Source organism: Micromonospora sp. NPDC049903, from assembly GCF_044460945.1.
GTDB lineage: Bacteria > Actinomycetota > Actinomycetes > Mycobacteriales > Micromonosporaceae > Micromonospora.
Genome location: NZ_JBITKL010000004.1, coordinates 140,432 through 161,211 on the forward strand (window position 1 = coordinate 140,432; position 20,780 = coordinate 161,211).

The 20,780-nt window shown below is 69.4% G+C and carries 15 protein-coding genes; 7 read left to right on the forward strand and 8 right to left on the reverse strand.

Translation table 11 applies throughout. The features are described from left to right. The first annotated feature begins 298 nt into the window (after nt 1-298). Genes ACIBO1_RS10330 through ACIBO1_RS10345 form a run of 4 tightly spaced genes read left to right on the forward strand, consistent with a single transcriptional unit; the run spans nt 299 to nt 5,174 of the window. Nucleotides 299-2,803 (forward strand): putative bifunctional diguanylate cyclase/phosphodiesterase, encoded by a 2,505-nt coding sequence (locus tag ACIBO1_RS10330; RefSeq protein WP_396743673.1) that lies wholly within the window; start codon nt 299-301, stop codon nt 2,801-2,803. A gap of 13 nt (nt 2,804-2,816) precedes the next feature. Further along, the gene (locus ACIBO1_RS10335) at nt 2,817-4,142 is read left to right on the forward strand and encodes a glycosyltransferase family 87 protein (RefSeq protein ID WP_396743676.1); all 1,326 of its coding nucleotides are present in this window, start codon (nt 2,817-2,819) and stop codon (nt 4,140-4,142) included. Further along, nucleotides 4,139-4,771, forward strand: coding sequence for a phosphoribosyltransferase (locus ACIBO1_RS10340; RefSeq protein ID WP_396743679.1), 633 nt, complete (start codon nt 4,139-4,141; stop codon nt 4,769-4,771). Before ACIBO1_RS10335 ends, ACIBO1_RS10340 begins: the two co-directional genes overlap by 4 nt. Nucleotides 4,772-4,793: 22 nt before the next feature. Beyond that, nucleotides 4,794-5,174 (forward strand): zf-TFIIB domain-containing protein, encoded by a 381-nt coding sequence (locus ACIBO1_RS10345; protein WP_350698004.1) that lies wholly within the window; start codon nt 4,794-4,796, stop codon nt 5,172-5,174. 70 nt (nt 5,175-5,244) lie between these two features. On the opposite strand, the gene ACIBO1_RS10350 is transcribed toward ACIBO1_RS10345, so the two are convergent. Further along, nucleotides 5,245-7,947, reverse strand: a complete 2,703-nt coding sequence (locus ACIBO1_RS10350; protein ID WP_396744170.1) for a replicative DNA helicase — start codon at nt 7,945-7,947, stop codon at nt 5,245-5,247. Nucleotides 7,948-8,321: 374 nt separating this feature from the next. Between ACIBO1_RS10350 and ACIBO1_RS10355 the strand changes: the two genes are divergently transcribed. Then, nucleotides 8,322-9,980 carry a hypothetical protein gene (locus tag ACIBO1_RS10355; RefSeq protein WP_396743682.1) on the forward strand — a complete coding sequence of 553 codons (1,659 nt, stop codon included), beginning with the start codon at nt 8,322-8,324 and terminating at the stop codon, nt 9,978-9,980. 103 nt (nt 9,981-10,083) lie between these two features. Here the strand turns inward: ACIBO1_RS10355 and rplI are convergent, their stop codons facing one another. From rplI to rpsF, 4 genes are all read right to left on the reverse strand, one after another. Beyond that, nucleotides 10,084-10,530, reverse strand: a complete 447-nt coding sequence (rplI, locus tag ACIBO1_RS10360; protein WP_350698001.1) for a 50S ribosomal protein L9 — start codon at nt 10,528-10,530, stop codon at nt 10,084-10,086. Between the two features lie 14 nt (nt 10,531-10,544). Further along, complete coding sequence (rpsR, locus tag ACIBO1_RS10365; protein ID WP_007073789.1) at nt 10,545-10,784, reverse strand: 30S ribosomal protein S18; 240 nt, start codon at nt 10,782-10,784, stop codon at nt 10,545-10,547. Between the two features lie 41 nt (nt 10,785-10,825). Then, the gene (locus ACIBO1_RS10370) at nt 10,826-11,365 is read right to left on the reverse strand and encodes a single-stranded DNA-binding protein (RefSeq protein WP_396743685.1); all 540 of its coding nucleotides are present in this window, start codon (nt 11,363-11,365) and stop codon (nt 10,826-10,828) included. Nucleotides 11,366-11,445: 80 nt separating this feature from the next. Continuing rightward, the gene (gene rpsF, locus ACIBO1_RS10375; protein ID WP_117228245.1) at nt 11,446-11,736 is read right to left on the reverse strand and encodes a 30S ribosomal protein S6; all 291 of its coding nucleotides are present in this window, start codon (nt 11,734-11,736) and stop codon (nt 11,446-11,448) included. Between the two features lie 589 nt (nt 11,737-12,325). Here rpsF and ACIBO1_RS10380 point away from each other — a divergent pair. Beyond that, the gene (locus tag ACIBO1_RS10380; RefSeq protein ID WP_396743688.1) at nt 12,326-13,117 is read left to right on the forward strand and encodes a deoxyribonuclease IV; all 792 of its coding nucleotides are present in this window, start codon (nt 12,326-12,328) and stop codon (nt 13,115-13,117) included. After that, nucleotides 13,114-15,423: a hypothetical protein gene (locus ACIBO1_RS10385; RefSeq protein ID WP_396743691.1), complete on the forward strand. Its 2,310-nt coding sequence runs from the start codon at nt 13,114-13,116 to the stop codon at nt 15,421-15,423. The genes ACIBO1_RS10380 and ACIBO1_RS10385 overlap by 4 nt, the downstream gene beginning before the upstream one ends. A 15-nt stretch (nt 15,424-15,438) precedes the next feature. On the opposite strand, the gene ACIBO1_RS10390 is transcribed toward ACIBO1_RS10385, so the two are convergent. The 3 genes from ACIBO1_RS10390 to ACIBO1_RS10400 form a co-directional block, all read right to left on the reverse strand. Continuing rightward, nucleotides 15,439-16,953, reverse strand: a complete 1,515-nt coding sequence (locus tag ACIBO1_RS10390; protein WP_396743694.1) for a glycosyltransferase family 87 protein — start codon at nt 16,951-16,953, stop codon at nt 15,439-15,441. 155 nt (nt 16,954-17,108) lie between these two features. Next, complete coding sequence (locus ACIBO1_RS10395; RefSeq protein WP_396743697.1) at nt 17,109-20,009, reverse strand: transglycosylase domain-containing protein; 2,901 nt, start codon at nt 20,007-20,009, stop codon at nt 17,109-17,111. A gap of 196 nt (nt 20,010-20,205) precedes the next feature. Beyond that, entirely contained in the window at nt 20,206-20,661 is a 456-nt protein-coding gene (locus ACIBO1_RS10400; protein ID WP_396743700.1) for a DUF5318 domain-containing protein, read from the reverse strand. Between the last annotated feature and the right edge of the window lie 119 nt (nt 20,662-20,780).

The following is a 20,780-nucleotide window of genomic DNA, read 5'->3' on the forward strand; positions in this document are numbered from 1 at the left end:
CCCGGCCATCACGCGCGCGAGAGAGCCACAACTCCACCAGCTACGACCTTTAGACCCTCCGTTAGGGCAGTGGGACAGACCGTCACATAACACCATCATGTTGGCCCATTCTGCGCAATACGACATTTATTATAGCTAAATTGAGCAATCGCCCCCTAGTGTTCGGTCATCGAACAGGCCGGAACAACCAGGGGGTCGAGATGAACTCGCACGAGTGGAAGTAATCCGTCTTCTGCGCCAGCGACGACAGAAGTACGATTGCGGAGCGCAGTCCCTCGGTGACGAGTGAGGACGGGGTGTGGCTCCACAGCAACGACAGACCGGGACCGATCGGCGGCTACGCCCGCTAGTCGGTCTCGTCGTCGTTTCAGCCGGGCTGGCAGGCGCCGTGGCAATCGCCCACCTGCCAAGCTACGGCGGACGAGAGGCCACCATCGTCTGGGCCACGTTGATCTCACTGATCGCCGTCGCCTTCACCGTCACGGTCAGAATTCGAATTCGCTCCACGCATCACGAGATCGCCTGGACCGAAACCGCCATCGTGATCGGCCTCGCCGTGGCACCGGCACCGGTGGTGATTCTGGCCACCGGTCTAGGCGTCGCCATCGCCACGACTCCGACCCGACTGACGCCGGTCAAACGAGCCTTCGGCATCGGCAAGAACATGCTCGTGGCAGCCGGCGCGGGGCTCGTCCTACAGAGCTTTGAATGGTCACCGAACAACCCGGGCGTAGCCCAGACGGTCATTCCGCTGGCGGCCGCCTATCTGACCGCTGTATTGCTCGACGAAATCATCACCCTGCCGGTGATCGCAATGGCGACCGGCACCTCGCTACGAAAGCTTTTCCGCGACGACTGGGATCTCCGGCTGACCGCGGCGCTGACCCGCCTCCTCGTCATCGTCGGCACCGTTCTCACGATCAAGATCGACATTCGGCTGCTGCTCGCCGTACCACCTCTGGTACTCAGCCTCCACCTGCTCTACTCGAGCAGGGTGCGCACCCGCACCGAACAACAAGCCTGGCAACGCCTCGCCCAGACCACCGACGCGCTCAACGTCGTCGCACTCGACGACGTACTCACCACGGCGGTCACCCGCGCCGCCGAACTCTTCTCCGCCGACGAAGTCGAGATCGAACTCCGCGAGGACGGCCGCGTGGTACGCGGCTCCACCGAGACCATCACGTACGACGGACCCATCGGCGAACCCACCGAGGTACACGGCGCCACCGTCCCCGTACGCCTCGAAGGCCACGACAAGACCGTCGACGTCGGCATGCTGCGCCTACGCTTCCGCGGCCCGGTACGACTCTCCGAACGAGAGCGGTACACCCTGCACACCTTCGCCTCCGCACTGTGCACGGCCGTCCGCAACGCCCAGGCGTACGCCGAACTCGCCCGGGTGGCCCAGGCCCACGCCCACGCCGCCGCACACGACGCGCTGACCGGCCTGGCCAACCGACGCCACCTGCTCGAAGAAGGCAACGAGCAGTTGCACCACCGGCACGCCGACGGCATCACCGCCCTGGTCCTCATCGACCTCAACCACTTCAAAGAGGTCAACGACACCCTCGGCCACGCCGCCGGCGACCAGATGCTGATGCAGGTCGCCGAACGACTCCGCACCGCCGCCCGCGCCGACGATCTGGTCGCCCGCCTCGGCGGCGACGAGTTCGCCGTACTCCTGCGCGCGCTGCCAGCCCCCGCGGTCGCCGCGCACCGCGCCGACACCCTCCTCGCCGCCCTGCACGAACCGTTCGACGTCGACGGCATGCGGATCAGCGTCGAAGCCAGCGGCGGCATCGCCGTCGCCCCCGCCACCGGCGGCATGGTCGAACTGCTCCGACGCGCCGACGTCGCCATGTACCAGGCCAAACGAAGCGGAAACCGGATCGCCACCTACGCACCCGCACGCGACACCGCCGACATCGGCCGACTCACACTCGGCGGCGAGCTACCCCGCGCCGTCGCCGACCAGGAATTCACGGTCAACTTCCAGCCCATCGTCGACCTCGGCACCGGCGAAGTCATCGCCGCCGAGGCACTCGCCCGCTGGCACCACCCCACCCACGGCATGATCGACCCACTGCGCTTCCTGGAAGCCGTCGAACGCTCCGGACTGCTGCCCGCGTTCGCCGAAGCCATCCTCGACCAGGCCCTGATCGCCGCCGGCACCTGGCGCGACGCCGGCTTCGACGTCCCGGTGGCGGTCAACGTCTCCCCCCGCAGCCTGCTCGACGCCCGCTTCCCCGGATCCGTACTCGCCCGCCTACGCGCCCACGACCTACCCCCCGACCGGCTGGTCCTCGAACTCACCGAGACCCTCACCCTCAGCCAACTCGACGTCGTCGACCAGGGACTCACCCGACTGCGCGACGCCGGCATCCGCCTCGCCCTCGACGACTTCGGCACCGGCTACTCCTCGCTCTCCCTGCTCTCCCGGATCCCGGTCCACGAGCTCAAGATCGACCGAAGCTTCGTGACCGCCATGGAATCCGCCACCGAAGCCGCCGCCATCATCCGCTCCACCCTCGACCTCGGCCGCAGCCTCAACCTGGCCGTCGTCGCCGAGGGAGTCGAACGCGACGCCCAACGCCGCGCCCTCTGGGAACTCGGCTGCACCGCCGGACAGGGCCACCTCTTCGCCCGCCCCCTCGCCGCCGGCACACTCCTCGCCGCCCTCCAACGCGGAGCCGGCGGCCGACCGGGACACCTCGCCGCACCCCTGCACGACGCCGGATCCGTCGTCCGACTACCCAAGGGACGACGGCAGGGGGGCCGGGGCCACCACCAGCCCGCCTGACACACTGGCCGACGTGAGCGCCGCCACCTCGACCCCACACCGCCCCGGCAGGTGGCACCGCCTCGACACCGCCGCCGACGGCCTCGCCCTCGACCTCGGCCTGTACGCCGCCGCAGCCGGCTTCGCCGCGATCACCGCCGCCACCAGCACCCTCGTACCCCACCGGGCTTGGGGCACCATCGCCGCACTCGGCTACCTCGCCGCCGCGCTCGCCGCCACCGGACAACTCCTCCTGCGCCGCCACCGACCACACTCGAAGCTGGTCACCCTGCCCGGACGCGCCCTCGTCACCGCACTCGCCTGGGCCGGCACCGCCCTGCTGCCCCTGATCTGGCAGAGCGTGCAACGCACGGCCGGACGCACCGACCGCGCCCAGGAAGAGGTCCTGGTCGTCGAGGACTCCGGCACCCGCCTCGTCGACACCGGAACGCCCTACCTGGGGCCCGACGCCATCGCCGCCCTGCCCCCCGACGAACAACTCCTCGGCTACACCCCCTACCAGCCGGGCATGGCCCTGTTCGGAATACCCCGGGCGTTCGCCGACACCTGGTGGACCGACGCCCGGGTCTGGTTCGCCGTCGGCACCGCCGTGGCGCTGCTGCTCGCCATCCGCATCCTGCGACCACCCATCGCCCGCACCGACACGACCCGGCACGACGCCCTCCTGCTGCGCGGCGTACAGGCCGCCACCGTCCTGCCCGTCTGCGCACTCACGCTCGCCACCGGCGGCGACGACCTACCCGTACTCGCGCTCTGCCTGCTGGCACTCGCCCTCGCCGCCACCGACCGACCCGGCTGGGCCGGCGTCGCCGTCGGGCTCGCCGGAGCCCTGAAACTCTTCGCCTGGCCGGTCGCCGCAGTACTCATCATCTGGGGCCTCACCCGCCGCGCCGGCCTCCGCGTCGCCGCCGGGGCCCTCGGCCTCCCCGCCGCCGCGCTGCTCCCCACCCTCCTGGTCGACCGCAACGCGCTGGTGGAGAACGTCCTGCGCTTCCCCCTCGGGCACGGCCTGGTCTCCAGCCCCGCCGCCAGCCCGTTCCCCGGCTACCTGATCGCGAACGCCCTGCCCGCCGGCCGGGTGATCGCCGCCGCGCTGCTGGTCGCCGCCGGCATCGCCATCGCCGTCCTGCTCGCCCGCCGCCCGCCGCGCACCGCCCGCAGCGTCGCCCTGATCTGCGGGTACGGCCTGCTCGTCGCCATCCTGCTGATGCCCGCCACCCGATTCGGCTACCTGCTGTACCCGATCGCGTTCCTGCTCTGGGCACCCGCACTCGACCTTCTCGGGATCCGGCAACCGCCGAGCGCGGACGACCGACAGGGCGTAGACCTGAGGACATGACCACCTACCGCGACCGCACCGAGGCAGGCCAGGCACTCGCCGACCGACTCACCGGCCTGATCGGCGAACCGGACCTCGTCGTGCTCGGCCTGGTACGCGGCGGCGTACCGGTGGCCCAGGTCGTCGCCGAACGTCTCGGCGCACCCCTCGACGTCCTGGTGGTCCGCAAACTCGGCGTGCCCTGGGCACCTGAGGTCGCCTTCGGCGCACTCGGCCCCGGTGGCGAACGCGTCCTCAACGAGGTCGTCGCCGACCGGCTCAGCCCCGACGACATCGCCGCGGTACAGGCACGCGAACAGGCCGAACTGGACCGACGGGAACAGCTCTACCGGGCCGGCCGTCCACCCCTGGACCTCACCGGCCGTACCGCCCTGATCGTCGACGACGGCCTGGCCACCGGCGCGACCGCCCGCGCCGCCGTCCAGGTCGCCCGCCACCTCGGCGCCCGCCGCGTGGTGGTCGCCATACCCGTCAGCGCGCCGCAGGCCCACGAGATGCTGGCCGCCGAGGCCGACGACGTGGTCAGCGCCCTGCGCCCCGCCGACTTCGGCGCGGTCGGCGCCTACTACGACGACTTCCACGAGGTCTCCGACCGCGAGGTGACAGCGGCGCTTACCACTATCGGGTGACCCGACCAGGTACCTTCGGGTCATGAGCCTGACCTGTCCCAAGTGTCGCGGTGAGATGCGCCAGTACGAGCGCAGTGGGGTCGTCATCGACCAGTGCGGCGAGTGCCGTGGGATCTTCCTCGACCGTGGCGAACTGGAGAAGCTGTTCGAGGCGGAGGCCAACTGGAGCGCCGCCCAGCAGCCCCCGCCCGCTCCCCAGGGTGGCTACCAGCCCCCACCGCCGCCGCCCCCGGCGCCCGCCCCGCACCAGCCCGGCTACGGTGCCGTCCCGCCGCCTCCGCCCCCGCCGCACGGCTACCCGGCACCGGCGCCCGCCTACGGCCACTCCCAGCAGCACTACGGCTACCACGGCCACTACCGGCGTAAGAAGCGCAAGAGCTTCCTGGACGACATGTTCGGCTGAGCAACATCGCGACCGGGCCGCCACCTCGGCCGGCCCGGTCGCCCGCCCGCTCGAAGCGGTCTCGGACGGCTCAGACGATGGCCATGTCGACGAATCTCGACAGGTGCAACTGAGCTGCAACGGTCACCGTGTCGGTCGGACCATTTCGATGCTTGGCAACTATGAAATCCGCTTCTCCGGCCCGAGGCGATTCCTTGTCGTAGTAGTCGTCGCGATGCAGAAGTATGACAACGTCGGCATCTTGTTCAATCGAATTGTGAGCGGCGATTCCGTTCGCGACAAAGTTGTGCGTCCCGAGCACGGTCGCGTCGAAGACATCCTGCTCACCGACTGACTCGATGGAAACGACCTCGTCCCAGAAGACGTCGTTCGTGGCATGCAGGTCCAAGTCAGCGGCGTCCAGGACCCGAGCGATGTTCGCCAGTCGGGAACGACTCGGTGCACGCTTCCACAACGCACTTCCGCAGAACTGGGTGCCGATGGCCTTGGCGAAGTCACGATGACTCATGCCATTTTCGACAAGAATCTCGCGTACCCGATCCCAGACCTCGCGCGGCACGGTGTCGACGTTGGTGTTGGCCGTGGTCTCCGCCAGGATGGCGAGCAGGGCGTTGCACTTCGCCGACCTGGCCCCGTGCACGCCGATCTCGCGCAGGAACCGCAGTTGGTCGTCCCGCCCGGAGATGTCGAGGGTGTACTGCGGGCGATGCCGGGCCACCGGCACCGTCTTCAGCCGGGCAGTGATGCCGTATCTGAGCAGGAGACGAGAGATGTCCTCCAACATCCGCCGGCTGGTCGAAGCGAAGTAGATCCGTCCACCCCGACCGGACTTGTTGACGTGCACTGACCCGTCAGTCGCCCAGATGTGCCGAAGAAAGAGGGTGACCTGCTCCTTAGGCAAGCTGAACAGGCGTTGCGGTACGAACTTCTCGTGTGACCTGAGCCCGAAGAGGCCGAACCCGTCCAACCACTCGGCGATCGGGTTCCGTCGCCCACGAGCGAGTGGGTACGGAGCGGGAAGACGAAGAGTCGTGACCCGGGCCGCCGGATAGTCGTCGCGCACCGCCGTGATGCCGAAGTACTTTGCAGCTTCCGACACCGCCTGCAGGTTCGCCTCGTCGACGCTGGCGTAGCGAATGGGTTGACGCCGTACAAAAGAACCGTCGCCCAAGAGGTGCGCCAAGAGCACCACCTCTTCCTCGGCCATGGGTCGGACAGCCAAGGGCGGGGGCAGATGCCGCGGCGTCGCGAGACGCGTCCCAGGAGTCAACTCGCCGAGCGGGACCCAGCCCGCGAACGTGAGGAACGGATGGTTCGCCGTGGCATCGACCTGCTTGCCCGACGTCAGCGTCAACCGGAACACCTCGCGATGGCCGCTCGGGAAGACGTGCGTCATCGTCCGAGGCGTGTACCGCAGGCTCTCGTCGAGTGCCCAGACCGGTACATCCTTTACACCGCCGGCCAGGAGCTGACCGAGCGTGACCTCTGAATTGTCGTCGGCTCGGATGAGCCTCGTCTCGGCGGTCAGGCAGCCACTCTCCCGCAGGTCGGACAACTGCGGGCGTTTGTCGGTGCGCTGTTCGGGGCCACGGTTCAGCTGGCTGACCGCGATGACCGGGCACTCGACCTCCTTGGCCAGCAGCTTCAGGCCTCGGGACAGGTCCGCGACCTCCTGCTGCCGGCTCTCGGTGCGCTTCGGTGAGGTCATCAGCTGGAGATAGTCGACCACGATCAGCTTGAGGTCGTGCCGCTGCTTGAGCCGGCGGGCCTTGGCCCGAATCTCCATCAGGTTCATGCTCGGCGTGTCGTCCACGAAGAGTGGCGCCTCACTGATCTCACCCATGCACCGGGCGAGCTTCGTCCAGTCGTCGTCGGAGAGCTGCCCGCTGCGCAGCACGTGCAGCGGCACCCGCGCCTCGGCCGAGAGCAACCGCATGACGATCTCGACCTTGCTCATTTCCAGCGAGAAGATGGCCGCCGCATGGTTCGCCCGAATCGCTGCATTTCGGGCAAAATCCATACTTGCCGTAGATTTTCCCAAACCCGGGCGGCCCGCCACAATGATCAATTGGCCGGCGTGCAGGCCGTTGAGCAGGCGGTCCAGGTCGGTGAAGCCGGTCGGTACGCCGGTCATCACGCCGCCCTGCGCGCCGACGGCCTCGATCTCGTCCAGGGTCGGTTGGAGCATGTCCGCCAGGACCGCGAAGTCCTCGCTGACCCGGCGTTCGGTCACGTCGTAGACGGCCTGCTGGGCCAGGTCGACGACGTCGTCGACGTCGCGAGTGCCGCCGCCTCCGGTGCCGTATCCGAGTTGGACGATCCTGGTGCCGGCCTCGACCAGCCGTCGGAGTACCGCCCGCTCACTGACGATGCGCGCGTAGTACGCGGCGTTCGCCGCGGTCGGCACGCTCGCGATCAGCGTGTGCAGGTACGGTGCGCCACCGATCCGGGCCAGGTCACCGGAGTCGGCCAGCGCCGCGGCGACGGTGATCGCGTCGGCCGGTTCACCTCGACCGTAGATCTCCAGGATGATGTCGAAGATGGTGGCGTGCACCGGCCGGTAGAAGTCGTTGGTCTTGAGGATCTCGACGACGTCGGCGATGGCGTCCTTGGACAGCAGCATCCCGCCCAGGACGCACTGCTCGGCCGCGACGTCCTGCGGTGGCGTCTTGTCGAACTGGCCGTCGCGCGGTGGCGGGCCGGACGGCTGCCCTCCGTTGGGAAACGACTCTGTCCGCATGTCATCTGTGACCGACACCGAGCCCCCCTCCACTGCGTCGGATCGCTCCTGGGCCTGCACAACCCGGGTGCGAGAGTCGACCGGCCGTCGATCGGGGGCATCTGGCGGCGGGTCGGGGGCTAACGATACGGAACCCGAGGTCAGCCACTCAACCAGACCGGTGGATGAGCCTCGGGACAACCTGTGGATGGCGGTGGACGAGCATGTGCGCAGCGTGTGCACAGCATGTGGATAACTCCTGGGGAACAGTGAGGCGCACGCCGCTGAGCTGGACAGGTAATGTCCACAGCCTGTGGACCGGAATTTCCGGGTAGGGCTTTGTCCTGAACGTCCCGTAGGATCGGTGCCCTACGGCTACACCTGGACAGCGGATTGCGCTTTCGGTTGAGAAGGGTCACGCTCCGGCCGTGAGTTACCGGGACTGGGTACGCGGGGAGGACGGCCCGCGTGAGCGGCCGACCGCTTCGTGGGCCGAGCCCGTGGAACGGGACCCGGACGAGCGGTACGACTCTGCGGTCGAGCGGTACCGCACCCCGAGTCGGCGCCGGGCCGCCGAGCGTGGACAGGAGGAGCCGGCCGAGCCGTACCTGCCGCGGTGGGCGCTGGAGTCCGGCGTGCGCAGTGTCGACGGTGGCGGGCGGCACGCTGCTCCCGATGAGGATGACGAGGTCGAGCGGCCACGGTACGCGGGTGGTCGGCGTTCGGCCGAGCGCGGCGGAAGTCGCCGGGCTGGTGAGTCGAGTTGGCGCGAGCCCACGACACGGGCTGCCCTGCCGGCGTCCGATCACACCCGGGAGTGGACGTTCGACCGTCCACAGGAAGAGGGGTACGTCGGTAGTCGTCGCGCCGAGGACGACGACCCGGTCTCCGGTGTGACGCCGCAGAGCCGGCCGCGTCGGGCTCAGTCGCGGCGTCGCCAGGTGACCTGGTCGGGGCTTGCGCAGGAGGACGCCGAGTCCGACGCGTCCGAGCCGGCTGCCGAGCCACCGACCCGGCGTCGGCGGCGTGCGGCGGAGCCCTCGACGCCGGCGGTCGACCCGTGGCAGCGGGGCACGGAGCGGGCCGCCGAGCCGGAGTACCAGCAGCCGGCGGTGGATCCGTGGGACGCGTCCGGCCTGCACGCGTGGGACCGCTCGGCGGGTGATGGTCGCCGCGTCGACCCCGCGTCGGCCGATCCCTGGGACGCGGACAGTACGAGCCAGTGGCTTCAGGCGGCGGGCACGGATCCGTGGATCGAGCCGGACAGCACCGGCCAGTGGGATCGCTTCTCGGAGCCGGAGCCGAAGTCCGCGCCTGTGCCGGAGCCACGGGAGCCACGGGAGCGGGATCGGCCCCCGGAGCGGTGGGCCGGTTCCCCCGAGCCGGACCGGTGGGACCGGACGGAGCCGCCTCGTTCGGGGGCTGCTCCGGCGACCTCGGGTGCCGGACAGCGGTCCTGGGCGGAGCGGGCGGAGCCGGAGCCGGCGCGGGAGCCCTTCTGGCCGGGTACGCGTCTGGCAGGCGACGATCCGCGGTGGGTGGACGCGCCGGAGTCGGCGCCTCGGTCGCCGGTGGTCGGGTACACCGCGCCTCGGCCACGGGCGGCGCCTCGGCGGCGCTCGTCGCCCGCTCCGGCTCCGCCTCGGCCGGTCGGTATGGCGGCCGTACGGCGGCGGATCGAGGCGGTCGGTTCCGGGGGCTGGAACCGTCGGCTCGAGGACGACCTGCTCGATCCGGATCCGGGTGGTCCGTGGTTGCCATTGCTGTACACCGCGGCCTGTTACGTGCTGCCGGCGGTGGTGATCTTCGTCTGGCTGTTGACGCTCGACGGGGCGCCGCCGGCCGGCTGTGTGACGGATATCAGTGGCGGCGGCTGTGATTCGCCGCGGGCTCGGGCGTTCGGCGCGATGGTGGGTGGGTTGCCCCGCTTCGGGCTGGCGTTGATGAGCAGTTTGGCGGTGGCGATGTTGCTGCGCCGGGTGGGTACGACGTGGCGGTCGACCACGGTGGCGCTGGCGGCCGCAGTGGTCGGTGGTGGTCTCTCCACGGTGATGATCAGTGCGGTGACGGGCCAGCCCATCGGCTGACGGGTCGGTCGCCGCGTCCCGTCGTTCGTCGGTCGGATACGCGTAGGCGACAGGGCCCGCACCGGTGATCGGTGCGGGCCCTGTCGGGTACGTCCAGCGGGGCTCAGCCCTGCACGACGTTGAGGTTGAACGTGGCGGTCACCTCGGGGTGCAGCTTGACCCGCACCGCGTGCGACCCGATCGCCTTGATGTGACCGGGAAGCTCCAGCCGACGTCGGTCGAGCGCCGGGCCGCCGGCCGCCTTGACGGCGTCGACGATCTCGGCGGAGGTGACCGAGCCGAAGAGCCGGCCACCGTCGCCGGCGCGGGCCTTCAGGTTGACCTTGAGACCCTCGAGCTGGCCCTTCACCTCGTTGGCGTGGCCCAGATCGCGGATCTCCCGTGCCGAGCGGGCCCGCTTGATCAGCGTGACCTGCTTCTCCGCGCCCTTGGTCCAGGCGATCGCGAAGCCCTGCGGGAGCAGGTAGTTACGGCCGTAGCCGTTCTTGACCTCGACGATGTCGCCGGGGGTGCCGAGCCCGGACACCTCCTGAGTCAGAATGATCTTCATGGCGGTGCCTCCTCTCAGCGGGCCGTAGCGGTGTACGGCAGGAGCGCCATCTCACGGGCGTTCTTGACCGCACGGGCGATCTGCCGCTGCTGCTGCGAGGTCACGCCGGTCACCCGCCGAGCGCGGATCTTGCCGCGGTCGGAGATGAACTTGCGCAGCAGCGCGGTGTCCTTGTAATCGATGTAGGTGATCCCGTCCTTGTCTAGCGGGTTCACCTTCTTCTTCGGCTTGCGCAGTGCCGCAGCCTTCGCCATTGCTCTTGCTCCTGGTTTACGATCACGGGCGCTCGGCGCCATTAGAACGGAGGCTCCTCGTCGAAGTTGCCGCCACCCGAACGGGAGGGGGCTGGTGCGGCCGAAGCCCAGGGGTCGTCGAAGTTGCCTCCGCCGCCGCCCTGGCCACCACCACCGCTGTTGCCGCCGCCGCCGAAGCCGCCGCCGCTACCGCCGGAGCGGGACATCTTCTGCACCTTCGCCGTGGCGTAGCGCAGAGACGGGCCGATCTCGTCGACCTCCAGCTCGATGACGGTGCGCTTCTCGCCCTCGCGGGTCTCGTAGGACCGCTGGCGTAGCCGGCCCGACACGATCACGCGGGCACCGCGCTGCAACGACTCCGCCACGTGCTCCGCGGCCTGACGCCAGACGGTGCACGCGAGGAACAAGGGCTCGCCGTCCTTCCACTCGTTGGACTGCCGGTCCATGTACCGGGGCGTCGAGGCGACCCGGAACTTGGCGACGGCTGCCCCCGAGGGGGTGAACCGCAACTCGGGGTCATCGGTCAGGTTGCCGATGACCGTGATGGTGGTGTCTCCTGCCATGACCAACTCCTCGCGCACTCAACCGTTCCGCCGTACAGGTTCTCAGAACCCTCTGACAGCGCGGCTGAGGCTGTTCCGGGTGGGGCTAGGTGGATGGATTAGCGCATTTCCGGGCGGATGACCTTGGTGCGCAGCACGGACTCGTTGAGTCGCAGCTGGCGGTCCAGCTCGGCCACCGCCTCAGGCGACGCCTGAAGGTCGACGACGGCGTAGATGCCCTCGGCCTTCTTGTTGATCTCGTACGCGAGGCGCCGGCGGCCCCACACGTCGGTCTTCTCCACCGAGCCACCCGCGGTCCTGATCACGTTCAGGTACGTGTCGAGCGACGGGGCGACGGTGCGCTCCTCGAGGCTGGGGTCGAGGATCACCATGATCTCGTAATGACGCAAGACGTGCTCACCTCCTGTGGGCTAAGCGGCCACGGTCCTTCCGTGGCAGGAGGTCGTGCGTCGCTGCCCGTCCCGCACCGGGGGAACCCGACCGGGAGCGGACAACCGGACCAGGATACCCGGCCCGGACGATCACCAGCACCGAGGTGACCGGCACAGCGAACCGGGGGTCCGCGTCGACGTCGCTGTCGACCCGGACCCCCGGTCACGGGACCGCGGGACGTCCCGTCCGCATTCCTTGGGTGGGACCTGGGGAGGAACGACCACACCGATGAGGTTGGACCGAAGACGCCCCGCGGAGCTTTATCACGTTGTTATCTGACGATATCCCGGAAGTCAGCGCTTCATGGGGCAAATCCCAGAATTACCGACATTCTTCTTCTGTTGACCTCTGTCGACGTCCCACCGATGCCGCTGCGCCGACCGGGTCCGGTCGGGCATCGACAGGCGACCGGTCCGTCGACACCGGGATCAGGAACGTCCGAAGCGCCGGATCCATCGGTATCAACGAGTTCCGGCGGCCACGGTGACGCCATCGGGCCGGTGGGCGTCACCCCGACCGTCGGTCGCGCGACGTAGGCTCCCCTGCATGCGTATCGGAGCCCACGTCGATCCGACCGACCCGCTGGCGGAGGCGACCGCCCGAACGGCCGACGCCGTGCAGTTCTTCCTCTCCGACCCGCAGGGTTGGAAGGCCCCACAACCCCGTGCGGACGCGGAACTGCTGCGCGCCGCCGAGGTCGACGTCTACGTGCACGCGCCGTACGTCGTCAACGTCGCCACCGGCAACAACCGCATCCGCATCCCGAGCCGGAAACTGCTGCTCGCACACGCACAGGCCGCCACGGCGATCGGTGCCAAGGGGCTGGTGGTGCACGGTGGCCACGTGAACGCCGGTGACGATCCGGCCAGCGGCATCGAGAACTGGCGCAAGGCTCTGGCGTACGCGGCGGACTCCGGCGGTTTCGGGCTGCCGGTGCTGATCGAGAACACGGCCGGCGGCGAGAACGCCTGCGCCCGTCGACTCGACGCGCTCGCCCGGCTCTGGGACGTCATCGGCGAGTACGACGTGGGGTTCTGTCTCGACACCTGCCACGCGCACGCGGGCGGCGAGGAACTCCTCGGCCTGGTCGACCGCGTGAAGGCGATCACCGGACGGATCGACCTGGTGCACGCCAACAACTCGAAGGACGCGTTCGACTCGGGCCGGGACCGCCACGACAATCTGCGCGGCGGCACCATCGAGCCGGACCTCCTGGTGGCCGTGGTCCGGGCGGCCGACGCCCCGATCATCGTGGAGACCCCCGGCGGGGCCGACGGGCAGAGCGGCGACATCGCCTTCCTGCGTGGCCAACTCGGCCCGGGGACGTCGGCGGCATGACCACGGACCAGTCCGCCACCGGCGGCGCACAGTCGACCCCCCAGGACAGCAGGACTGCGGCCGAGCCGTCGCCCCCGGGTGCGTCGACCGACGTCCCTCCGGCGGCGACGAGCGCAGGGACCGACGCCGACACGCGTGCCACCGTCCCGGACACCACCGCCGCCGACAGCAAGGAAGCTGCGGCCGTCGGCGACCGGGCGGGTTCCACCTCGGACCGGGGCACCGAGGCCGAGCCGACCGGCACGGCCGACCCACCGGCCATCGCCACCGGCACGGACGCCGGCAGCGGTGACACCGGAAACGGCAAGACCGCCAGGGACCACAAGAGCAGCGGGGACGACAAGACCGCCGGGAACGACAAGAGCAGCGGCAAGGACACCGCGAGCCAGAGTTCCACGAGCAAGGACGCCACGAGCAAGGACGCCACGAGCAAGGACGCCACGAGCAAGGACGCCTCCGGCAAGGGCGACGACAAGGACGCCGGCGACTCGGACAAGGAGAAGGCCGGCCAGGGCGCCACGGGCGACGCGAAGCCGGACCCCTGGGCCGCCTTCGGGCCTGCTCCCGTCCCGGTACCCACCTGGTACGGGCGGCTCGGTCGCCGCATCGGCCGGTTCGCCATCCACGAGTGGACGCTGGCCGCTCTCGGTTCTCTGGCGCTGGCCGTCCTGATGACCTGGCCGACGCTGCGCTATCCACGGCACACCCTGCCGCAGGACTACTGGGACCCGAGCCTGCAGGCATGGCAGATGGCCTGGTCGGGACACATCCTGAAGACCGACCCGGCGCAGCTCTGGCACGCCAACACGTTCTTCCCGGAGCGGTGGAGCTTCGCGTTCTCCGACACGCTGCTCGGGTACGCCCCGGCAGGCATGATCGGGACCGGCCCCGAGCACGCGCTCCTGCGCTACAACATCATCTTCGTGCTGGCCCACGCGCTCGCGACGTTCGGCGCGTACGTGCTGGCGCGGCAGCTCGGGGCCAGCCGGATCGGGTCGGCGGTGGCCGGGGTCAGCTACACCTACGCGCCGTGGTTGCTGGCGCAGGCCGGTCACCTGCACGTGATCTCCAACGGCGGTATCCCGCTGGCGCTGGCCATGCTCGCGCGGGGGCACGGTTGGTCGCTGCGGCACGGCTACCGGCCCGAACGCCGCAACCCCGGTTGGGTGTACGCCGGCTGGCTGGTCGCCGCCTGGCAGTTGAGTCTCGGCTTCGGCATCGGCCTGCCGTTCGCGTACGTCCTCGCCGGCACGGTCGTGGTGGCCGCCGTCATCTGGTACGCCAAGCGCATCTTCTGGCGGGTGAAGCGGCCCTTCGGTCAGCGGTTGCTGACCGCCGACCTGATCGGCGGACTCATCTTCGCCGGAGTCGGCATCCTGCTGGCCATCCCGTACTTCACGGTGACCCAGCTCCACCCGCACGCGGAACGCTCCATCGCCGACATCGCCGTCTTCTCCCCTCCGGCGACCGGCTTCGTCACCGCTCCCGGTGAGTCCCGCGTCTGGGGCGAGCTGCACGAGGGTGCCCGGGCGATCCTGTCCTGGCACCCGGAGATGACGCTGCTGCCCGGCTTCGTGCTGTACGCGTTGGCGGCCGGCGGCCTGTTCTTCTCGATCTGGACGGCCCGCCAGCGCCTGCTGCTCTTCCTCGGCGTGCTGGTCACGATGGTGTTGGCGATGGGCACCGAGTTCTTCGGCGGCACCTACACCTTCGTCCCGCTCTTCGAGCACCTGCCCGGCTGGAACGGCATCCGTACGCCGGGACGGCTGATGCTCTGGACCACTCTGCTGTTGGGGCTGCTCGCGGCGGGCGCGGTCAGCGCGTTCGCCGAGCGGGTACGGGAGATCTCGGCCGAGCGGATCCCGTCCTGGCCCAGCCCGTGGCTGCGCCTGGCCACGTTGGTCCCGCTGGTGCTGGTACTCGCCGAGGGAACGAACACCACTCCGCAGCCGGTGGTGCCGACGCAGCCGGCCGCCATGCGTGAGGTCGACGGTCCGATGCTGGTGCTGCCCAGCGGGCAGAGCCACGACCAGCCGGTGATGCTCTGGTCGACCTCGCGGTTCCAGCAGGTCGTCAACGGCGGCAGCGGCTTCGTGCCCCGGCAACTGGACGACGTCCGCCGCGTGACGATGGCCTTTCCGGACCAGACCAGCGTCGACTACCTGCGCACCCTGGGCGTGCAGAACGTCCTGATCCTGCGGGACCTGGTCGTCGGCACGCCCTGGGAGATCAGCATCGACGCGCCGGTCGACGGGCTCGGCATCACCCGTGAGGAGATCGGCTCGGTCGTCGTCTTCCGTCTCTGAGCGGGCCGGTGGCCGTCAGGTGGCGGTGGGTACGGGAGCCGGGGCGGGATCGGTGGTGGTGCGGCGACTTCGCCATCGGTCCAGCCAGGGCGCGTCGGGGGCACCGTCGATGACGCCGCCGTCCGGGTCGTCCGGGTAGGTGCTGCGGACCGCGTCCCGCTCGGGGTGCAGGATCTCGCGGATCACCAGCACGCACAGGACCACCACCGTGGTCAGTCGCAGGCTGGCGGCCAGCACGAAGACGCCCTCGGGGAAGACCGCCCGGCCGGTGGAGGCACCAAGCAGTTGGCCGTAGAACGCGACGAAGTAGCAGACCTCGGCGGCCTGCCAGACGAGGAACGCTCCCCACTTGGGCCGGGCCAGCACCACCAGCGGCAGCAGCCAGAGGACGAACTGCTGCGACCAGACCTTGCTGAAGATCAGGAAGGCGGCGACCACCAGGAAGGCGAGTTGACCGAGCCGGGGCCGGCGCGGCGCCAGCAGCCCGAGCGCGCCGATGCCGAGGCAGGCCAGTCCGAAGAGTACGTACGACAGGTTGTTGAGCACGGGGATGTTCGCGTCGAGCCACTGGAAGGGACCCATGCTCGCCGGATCGCCGACCTTGCCGTCCAGGTAGCGACCGATGTACCACAGCGTGCCCCAGTCGATCGGGCGCTCGGTGTTGAGTTCGAAGAAGCGTTTCCAGCCGTCGCGGGTGGCTTCCGGAATAGCCACCGGCAGGTTCACCGCCAGCACCGTGACCACTGCCGCGCCGATCGCCGTGAACGCGGCGCGTAGTCGGGCGGTGCGGAACGCGAGCACCAGGATCGGGCCGAGTATGAACAGTGGCCACATCTTCGCCGCCCCGGCCAGCCCGAGCAGGATCCCGGCCAGCACGGGTCGGCTGCGTGCCCAGGCCAGCAGCCCGAAGGCGCCCAGTCCGATGGCGAGCAGGTCCCAGTTGACCGTTGCGGTGATCAGCAGTGCGGGGGCCAGGGCGAAGAGCGCGGCGTCCCAGGGTCGTCGTTTGCGTAGCGACAGCAGCACCGCCACGGTGGCCACCGCCAGCGCCCCGAGCACGAGCACGTTCAGGTTGTAGAACCACTGCCCCTGGTTGATCTGCGGGTTGCCCTCGCCCACGGCGTGCACGGGCAGTCCCAGCGCCCCCATGAAGTACCCGGTCAGCACCGGGTACTCCACCGGGTGGTCCCGGTAGGGCACGGCACCCTCGTGGAGTCGCTCCGCGTAGTAGAGCGCCAGCACGTCGGTGTAGCAGAAGCGGGTGTACTGCTTGTTGTCCACCCAGGCGCCGTCCTGGCAGGGCGATTTCTGCACCCAGTGCAGGGCCAGGGTCAGGCAGGTCAGCGCCAGGACGATGCGTACCGCCGTCCAGAACCGGCGTTCCGCGCCGCTCTGGCGGTCGCGCGCGGTGGCGTGGTCACCGAGCGGGCCGCCGATCAGCCCGGAGAGCCCCCGCACGAAGCCGTCGGAGCGGGACGGGTGGTCGGGGACACCGGGTTCATCGATGCCTGGCGTCGACTGGGTGCTCATGACCGTGCATCCTGCCGTATCAGTTGACCGCACAGAAGTCGAACCACGGCAACGCCTACCGATCGACGGTCGACGAATGCCTATTTGTCAGCGGCTATGAACGCCGCGTGGGCGGTCCGAACCAGGTTCGGACCGCCCACCACGTGGACCGGAGATCAGTCCCGAGTGCTTCTCGGTGGCAGCAGACCACCGCCGCCACCACCCGGTCCTTCATTGTTGTCTGGTGGATCGAAGGGGTTGCCACCGCCCGGGCCGTTGTTGCCACCGCCCGGACCACCGTTGCCAGGGCCGTTGTTGCCACCGTTGTTGTTGCCGCCGCCCAGCAGGCAGCGCAGGTCCGTCGGATCGCAGCCGCCCGGGTTCGACGGCCCCGCAGGCGGCGGAGGCGGCGGCGGTTCCTCGCCGTTGCCCAACTTGTCGTCGCCGACGCCGGTCACGTTCGGCAGGTCGGACGGGTCGGAGCCCTTGAGCGCGTCGTCCATGTATTTCTTCCAGACCGCAGCCGGCAAGCCGTTACCGCCGACGTTGTCGCCGTTCTTGTCGACGATGGCCGGCCTCTTCGGGTCCTTGCTACCGACCCAGACGGCGGTGGCCACGTTCTTGTCGTAGCCCACCATCCAGGCGTGCGCGTTCTTGTCGGTGTTGTTGTGCTCCCAGGTACCGGTCTTGCCGGCCGCCTGCCGGCCGTTGCTCAGTCCGGCGTTGCTGCGGCCCGGGATCTCCTTGAGCACGGCGGTCACCTCGTCGGCGACCTCCGACCTGATCACCTGCGTGCCGCCGCCCTTCGTCAGCTTCTCACCGGCGATCTTGTCCCACTTGCCGGTCGCCTTGTTCTGCCTCTCCACCACCCGGACGAAGTGGGCCTTGTTGTACTTGCCGCTGTTGGCGAGCGTGGCCAGGCCGTTGGCGTGGTCGAAGACGGTGATCGGGTACTGCCCGAAGCCGATGACCCGGTCGAACGTCTTCTTGCCGAGCTCCTCGGGCTTGTTCTTGGTCAGGTCGAACGGCTTCGGCGGGTCGACCGACCAGATGGTCCGGATGCCGGCCCGGCGGGCGATGTCGATGACCTTGTCCTCACCGACCTGCTCGGCGATGTAGAAGAACGGCACGTTGTACGACCGCACGGTCGACTCCTGCAGCGTGCAGGACTTGTTGCAACTCTGCCGGACATCCCGGCCGGCGTTGACGATCTCGTTCGCGTAGCCCTCGGGCTTGAACGGGGTCGCGTCCCAGCGCGACTTGACCGAGATCCCGGCGTCGATCGCCGCCGCCAGGGTGTAGACCTTGAACGACGAGCCCGGCGGGTGACCGCCGACGATGTCGCCGTTGCTGTTGGTGTTCATCCCGGCGTAGTCGAAGTCCGCGCCGCTGTTACCGCCGTAGTAGGCCAGCACCCGCCCGGTCTTCGGGTCGATGGAGACCGCCGCGGCCATCAGGTTCTTGGGCTGCCCGTTGAGCACCGAACCCTTGCGGTCCGGCCGGGCCGCTGCTTCCAGGGCCTTCTGCATCTTCGGGTCGATGGTGGTGGTGATCCGGTAGCCGTTCTCACGCAGCTCCGTCACGCAGTTCGGCAACTCCGGCGCGCCGGAGTTGGAGCAGATGCCCCATTCCTCCATCTCCTTGCGCACGTAGTTGATCACGTTGCCGACCGGGGTGGCGACGCCGAACCCGTTGTCCTTCTTGATCTTCTCGACCTTCGGGTACTCGGTCGGCCGCTCGGGCTTACCGGGCGCGCCCAGCCAACCCTCCGCGACCATGCCGTTGATGACGTACTCCCACCGGGACTTGGCATCGACCTCGTTGACCGCCGGGTCGAATCCTTGGTGGGTCGCACTGGCGACCGGCTGCTTGATCAGCGCGGCGAGCACCGCCGCCTGCGCTGGGGTCAGCTTCTCGGCGGTGGTCTTGAAGAACGTCTGTGCCGCCGCCTCGATGCCGTACGCACCTCGGCCGAAGTAGATCACGTTGAGGTAGTTCTCCATGATCTGGTCTTTGGTGAAGTTGTCGTTCAGCTTGGAGGCGAGGATCGCCTCCTTCACCTTCCGGCCGTAGCTGTCGTCCTGAAGGTTCTCGTAGGCGTTGCGGGCGTACTGCTGGGTGATGGTCGAGGCGCCCTGCCGGTCACCGCCGGAGAGGTTGTTCCAGGCGGCCCGGGCGATGCCCTTGTAGTCGACGCCGGAGTGTCGGTAGAAGTTGCGGTCCTCGGCGGCGGCGACGGCGTTGCGCACGTGCTCCGGGATCTTGTCGATGGTGACGAAGGTGCGGTTCTCGTTGCCGAGCTTGGCCACGACGGTCTTGTTGTCCTTGGCGTAGACCGTGGTGGAGAGCGGCAGCGGGATCTCCTTGGGCAGCACCACGTTCGTCGAGTAGTAGGTGAATCCGACGACGCCGATACCGGCCAGCATGATGAACACCGCGAAGCTGGCGATCAGCATGTTCATCCGCTTGCGCTTACGGGCGCGGGACACCGCGTTCGGGTCGCGACCACCACGACCGGGACCGGCCGGACCGCCCGGCCCACCCGGGCCGCCGGGTCCACCCGGGCCACCGGGGCCGCCGACACTGGCCCGGGCCACCGCGGCCCGGCCACCGGCACCGCCCACGGACGCCGCACCGACACTCGCCCGGCCGGCCGACGCGGCGCCGACGGACGCCGCACCGACGGAGGCACGGCCGGCGGGCCCACCCGGTGCCGGGCTGACCGGCACCGACGCCCGACCGGACCGACCGGGGGCGGGAGAGACGGGCACCGAGGCGCGGCCGGGCGCGGCCGGCGAGACCGGCACCGAGGCCCGACCGGGGCCGGCACGACCGACGGAGGCGGAACCGGCGACGGAACCGCCATGCGGGGGTACGCTCGCCGACCCGCCGACCGAGGCCCGACCACCGACCGAGGCGCGGGCCGACGGGCCGGACGACTCCGGGCCGCTCGACCAGTTTCCGCCGCGCGGTTCACCACCCGGGTAGCGGTACGCGTCGTCCGCCTGCCCCGGGTCGTCCTGGCCCGGAATCCGGGCCCGTCCGCGCGAGGAGCTGGGATCGCCGTACGAATTCATTCCTCACACCCTGCCGTCGCGGTGGGGCACACTCGCACCGCCACCGGTTTGCCGTGAGTTGGGACACCTGAGCGCGGGGCACGGGGGTGCCGCCACAGTGGTGTCACATCCGAATCAATCGGACTATTCAGACCTACAAGCCGTCGGGCGCCCCGGTCGCGTGCAGTACGGCCGGGGCCGGCCGATCGAGCTCGAATCACCGTTGCGCCTCTCGCCTTCGCCGGGCACCTGCTCCACTGGCGGCAGCCACTCCACCCGGCGTCTCCTGCTCCGACTCGCCACCGGTCAACCCGTCCCGCCCGAGCAGGTACTGCTCGACGAGATGGTTCCAGTCACAGCCGAGACACACCTCCACCACGAAGACCTGGAACTCACGCAGCGTCATCGCCAGCACGGACAACTCCGCCACCGTACGGGCCTGGCCGGCAGACTGCTTGAGCTCGTCGCCATAAATGTAATGGACGTGCGTGAGGTTCTCGCTCCGGCAAATCGGGCAACGCTGCTCAGTGGGCTCGCCGTGGAACCGAGCCGCGTTCTTGAGGTAGGGAGACGCGTCGCACAGGTCATAGGTGCCGACGCGACCGGCGAGGAGTTCACGCAGCAGCGCTCGCTTCCGGAGCGAGTAGTCGACGACCTGGCGCTGCGTACGCATGCGGCAAAGGGTACGCGGTCTCGTCTGGTGGGGCGACCACCGTGACGATCCGTGATGAGGGGACCTCGGAGCGAGGAGTTTGCCCGCCGAGGTGTGAGACGCTACGGTGCGATGTATCG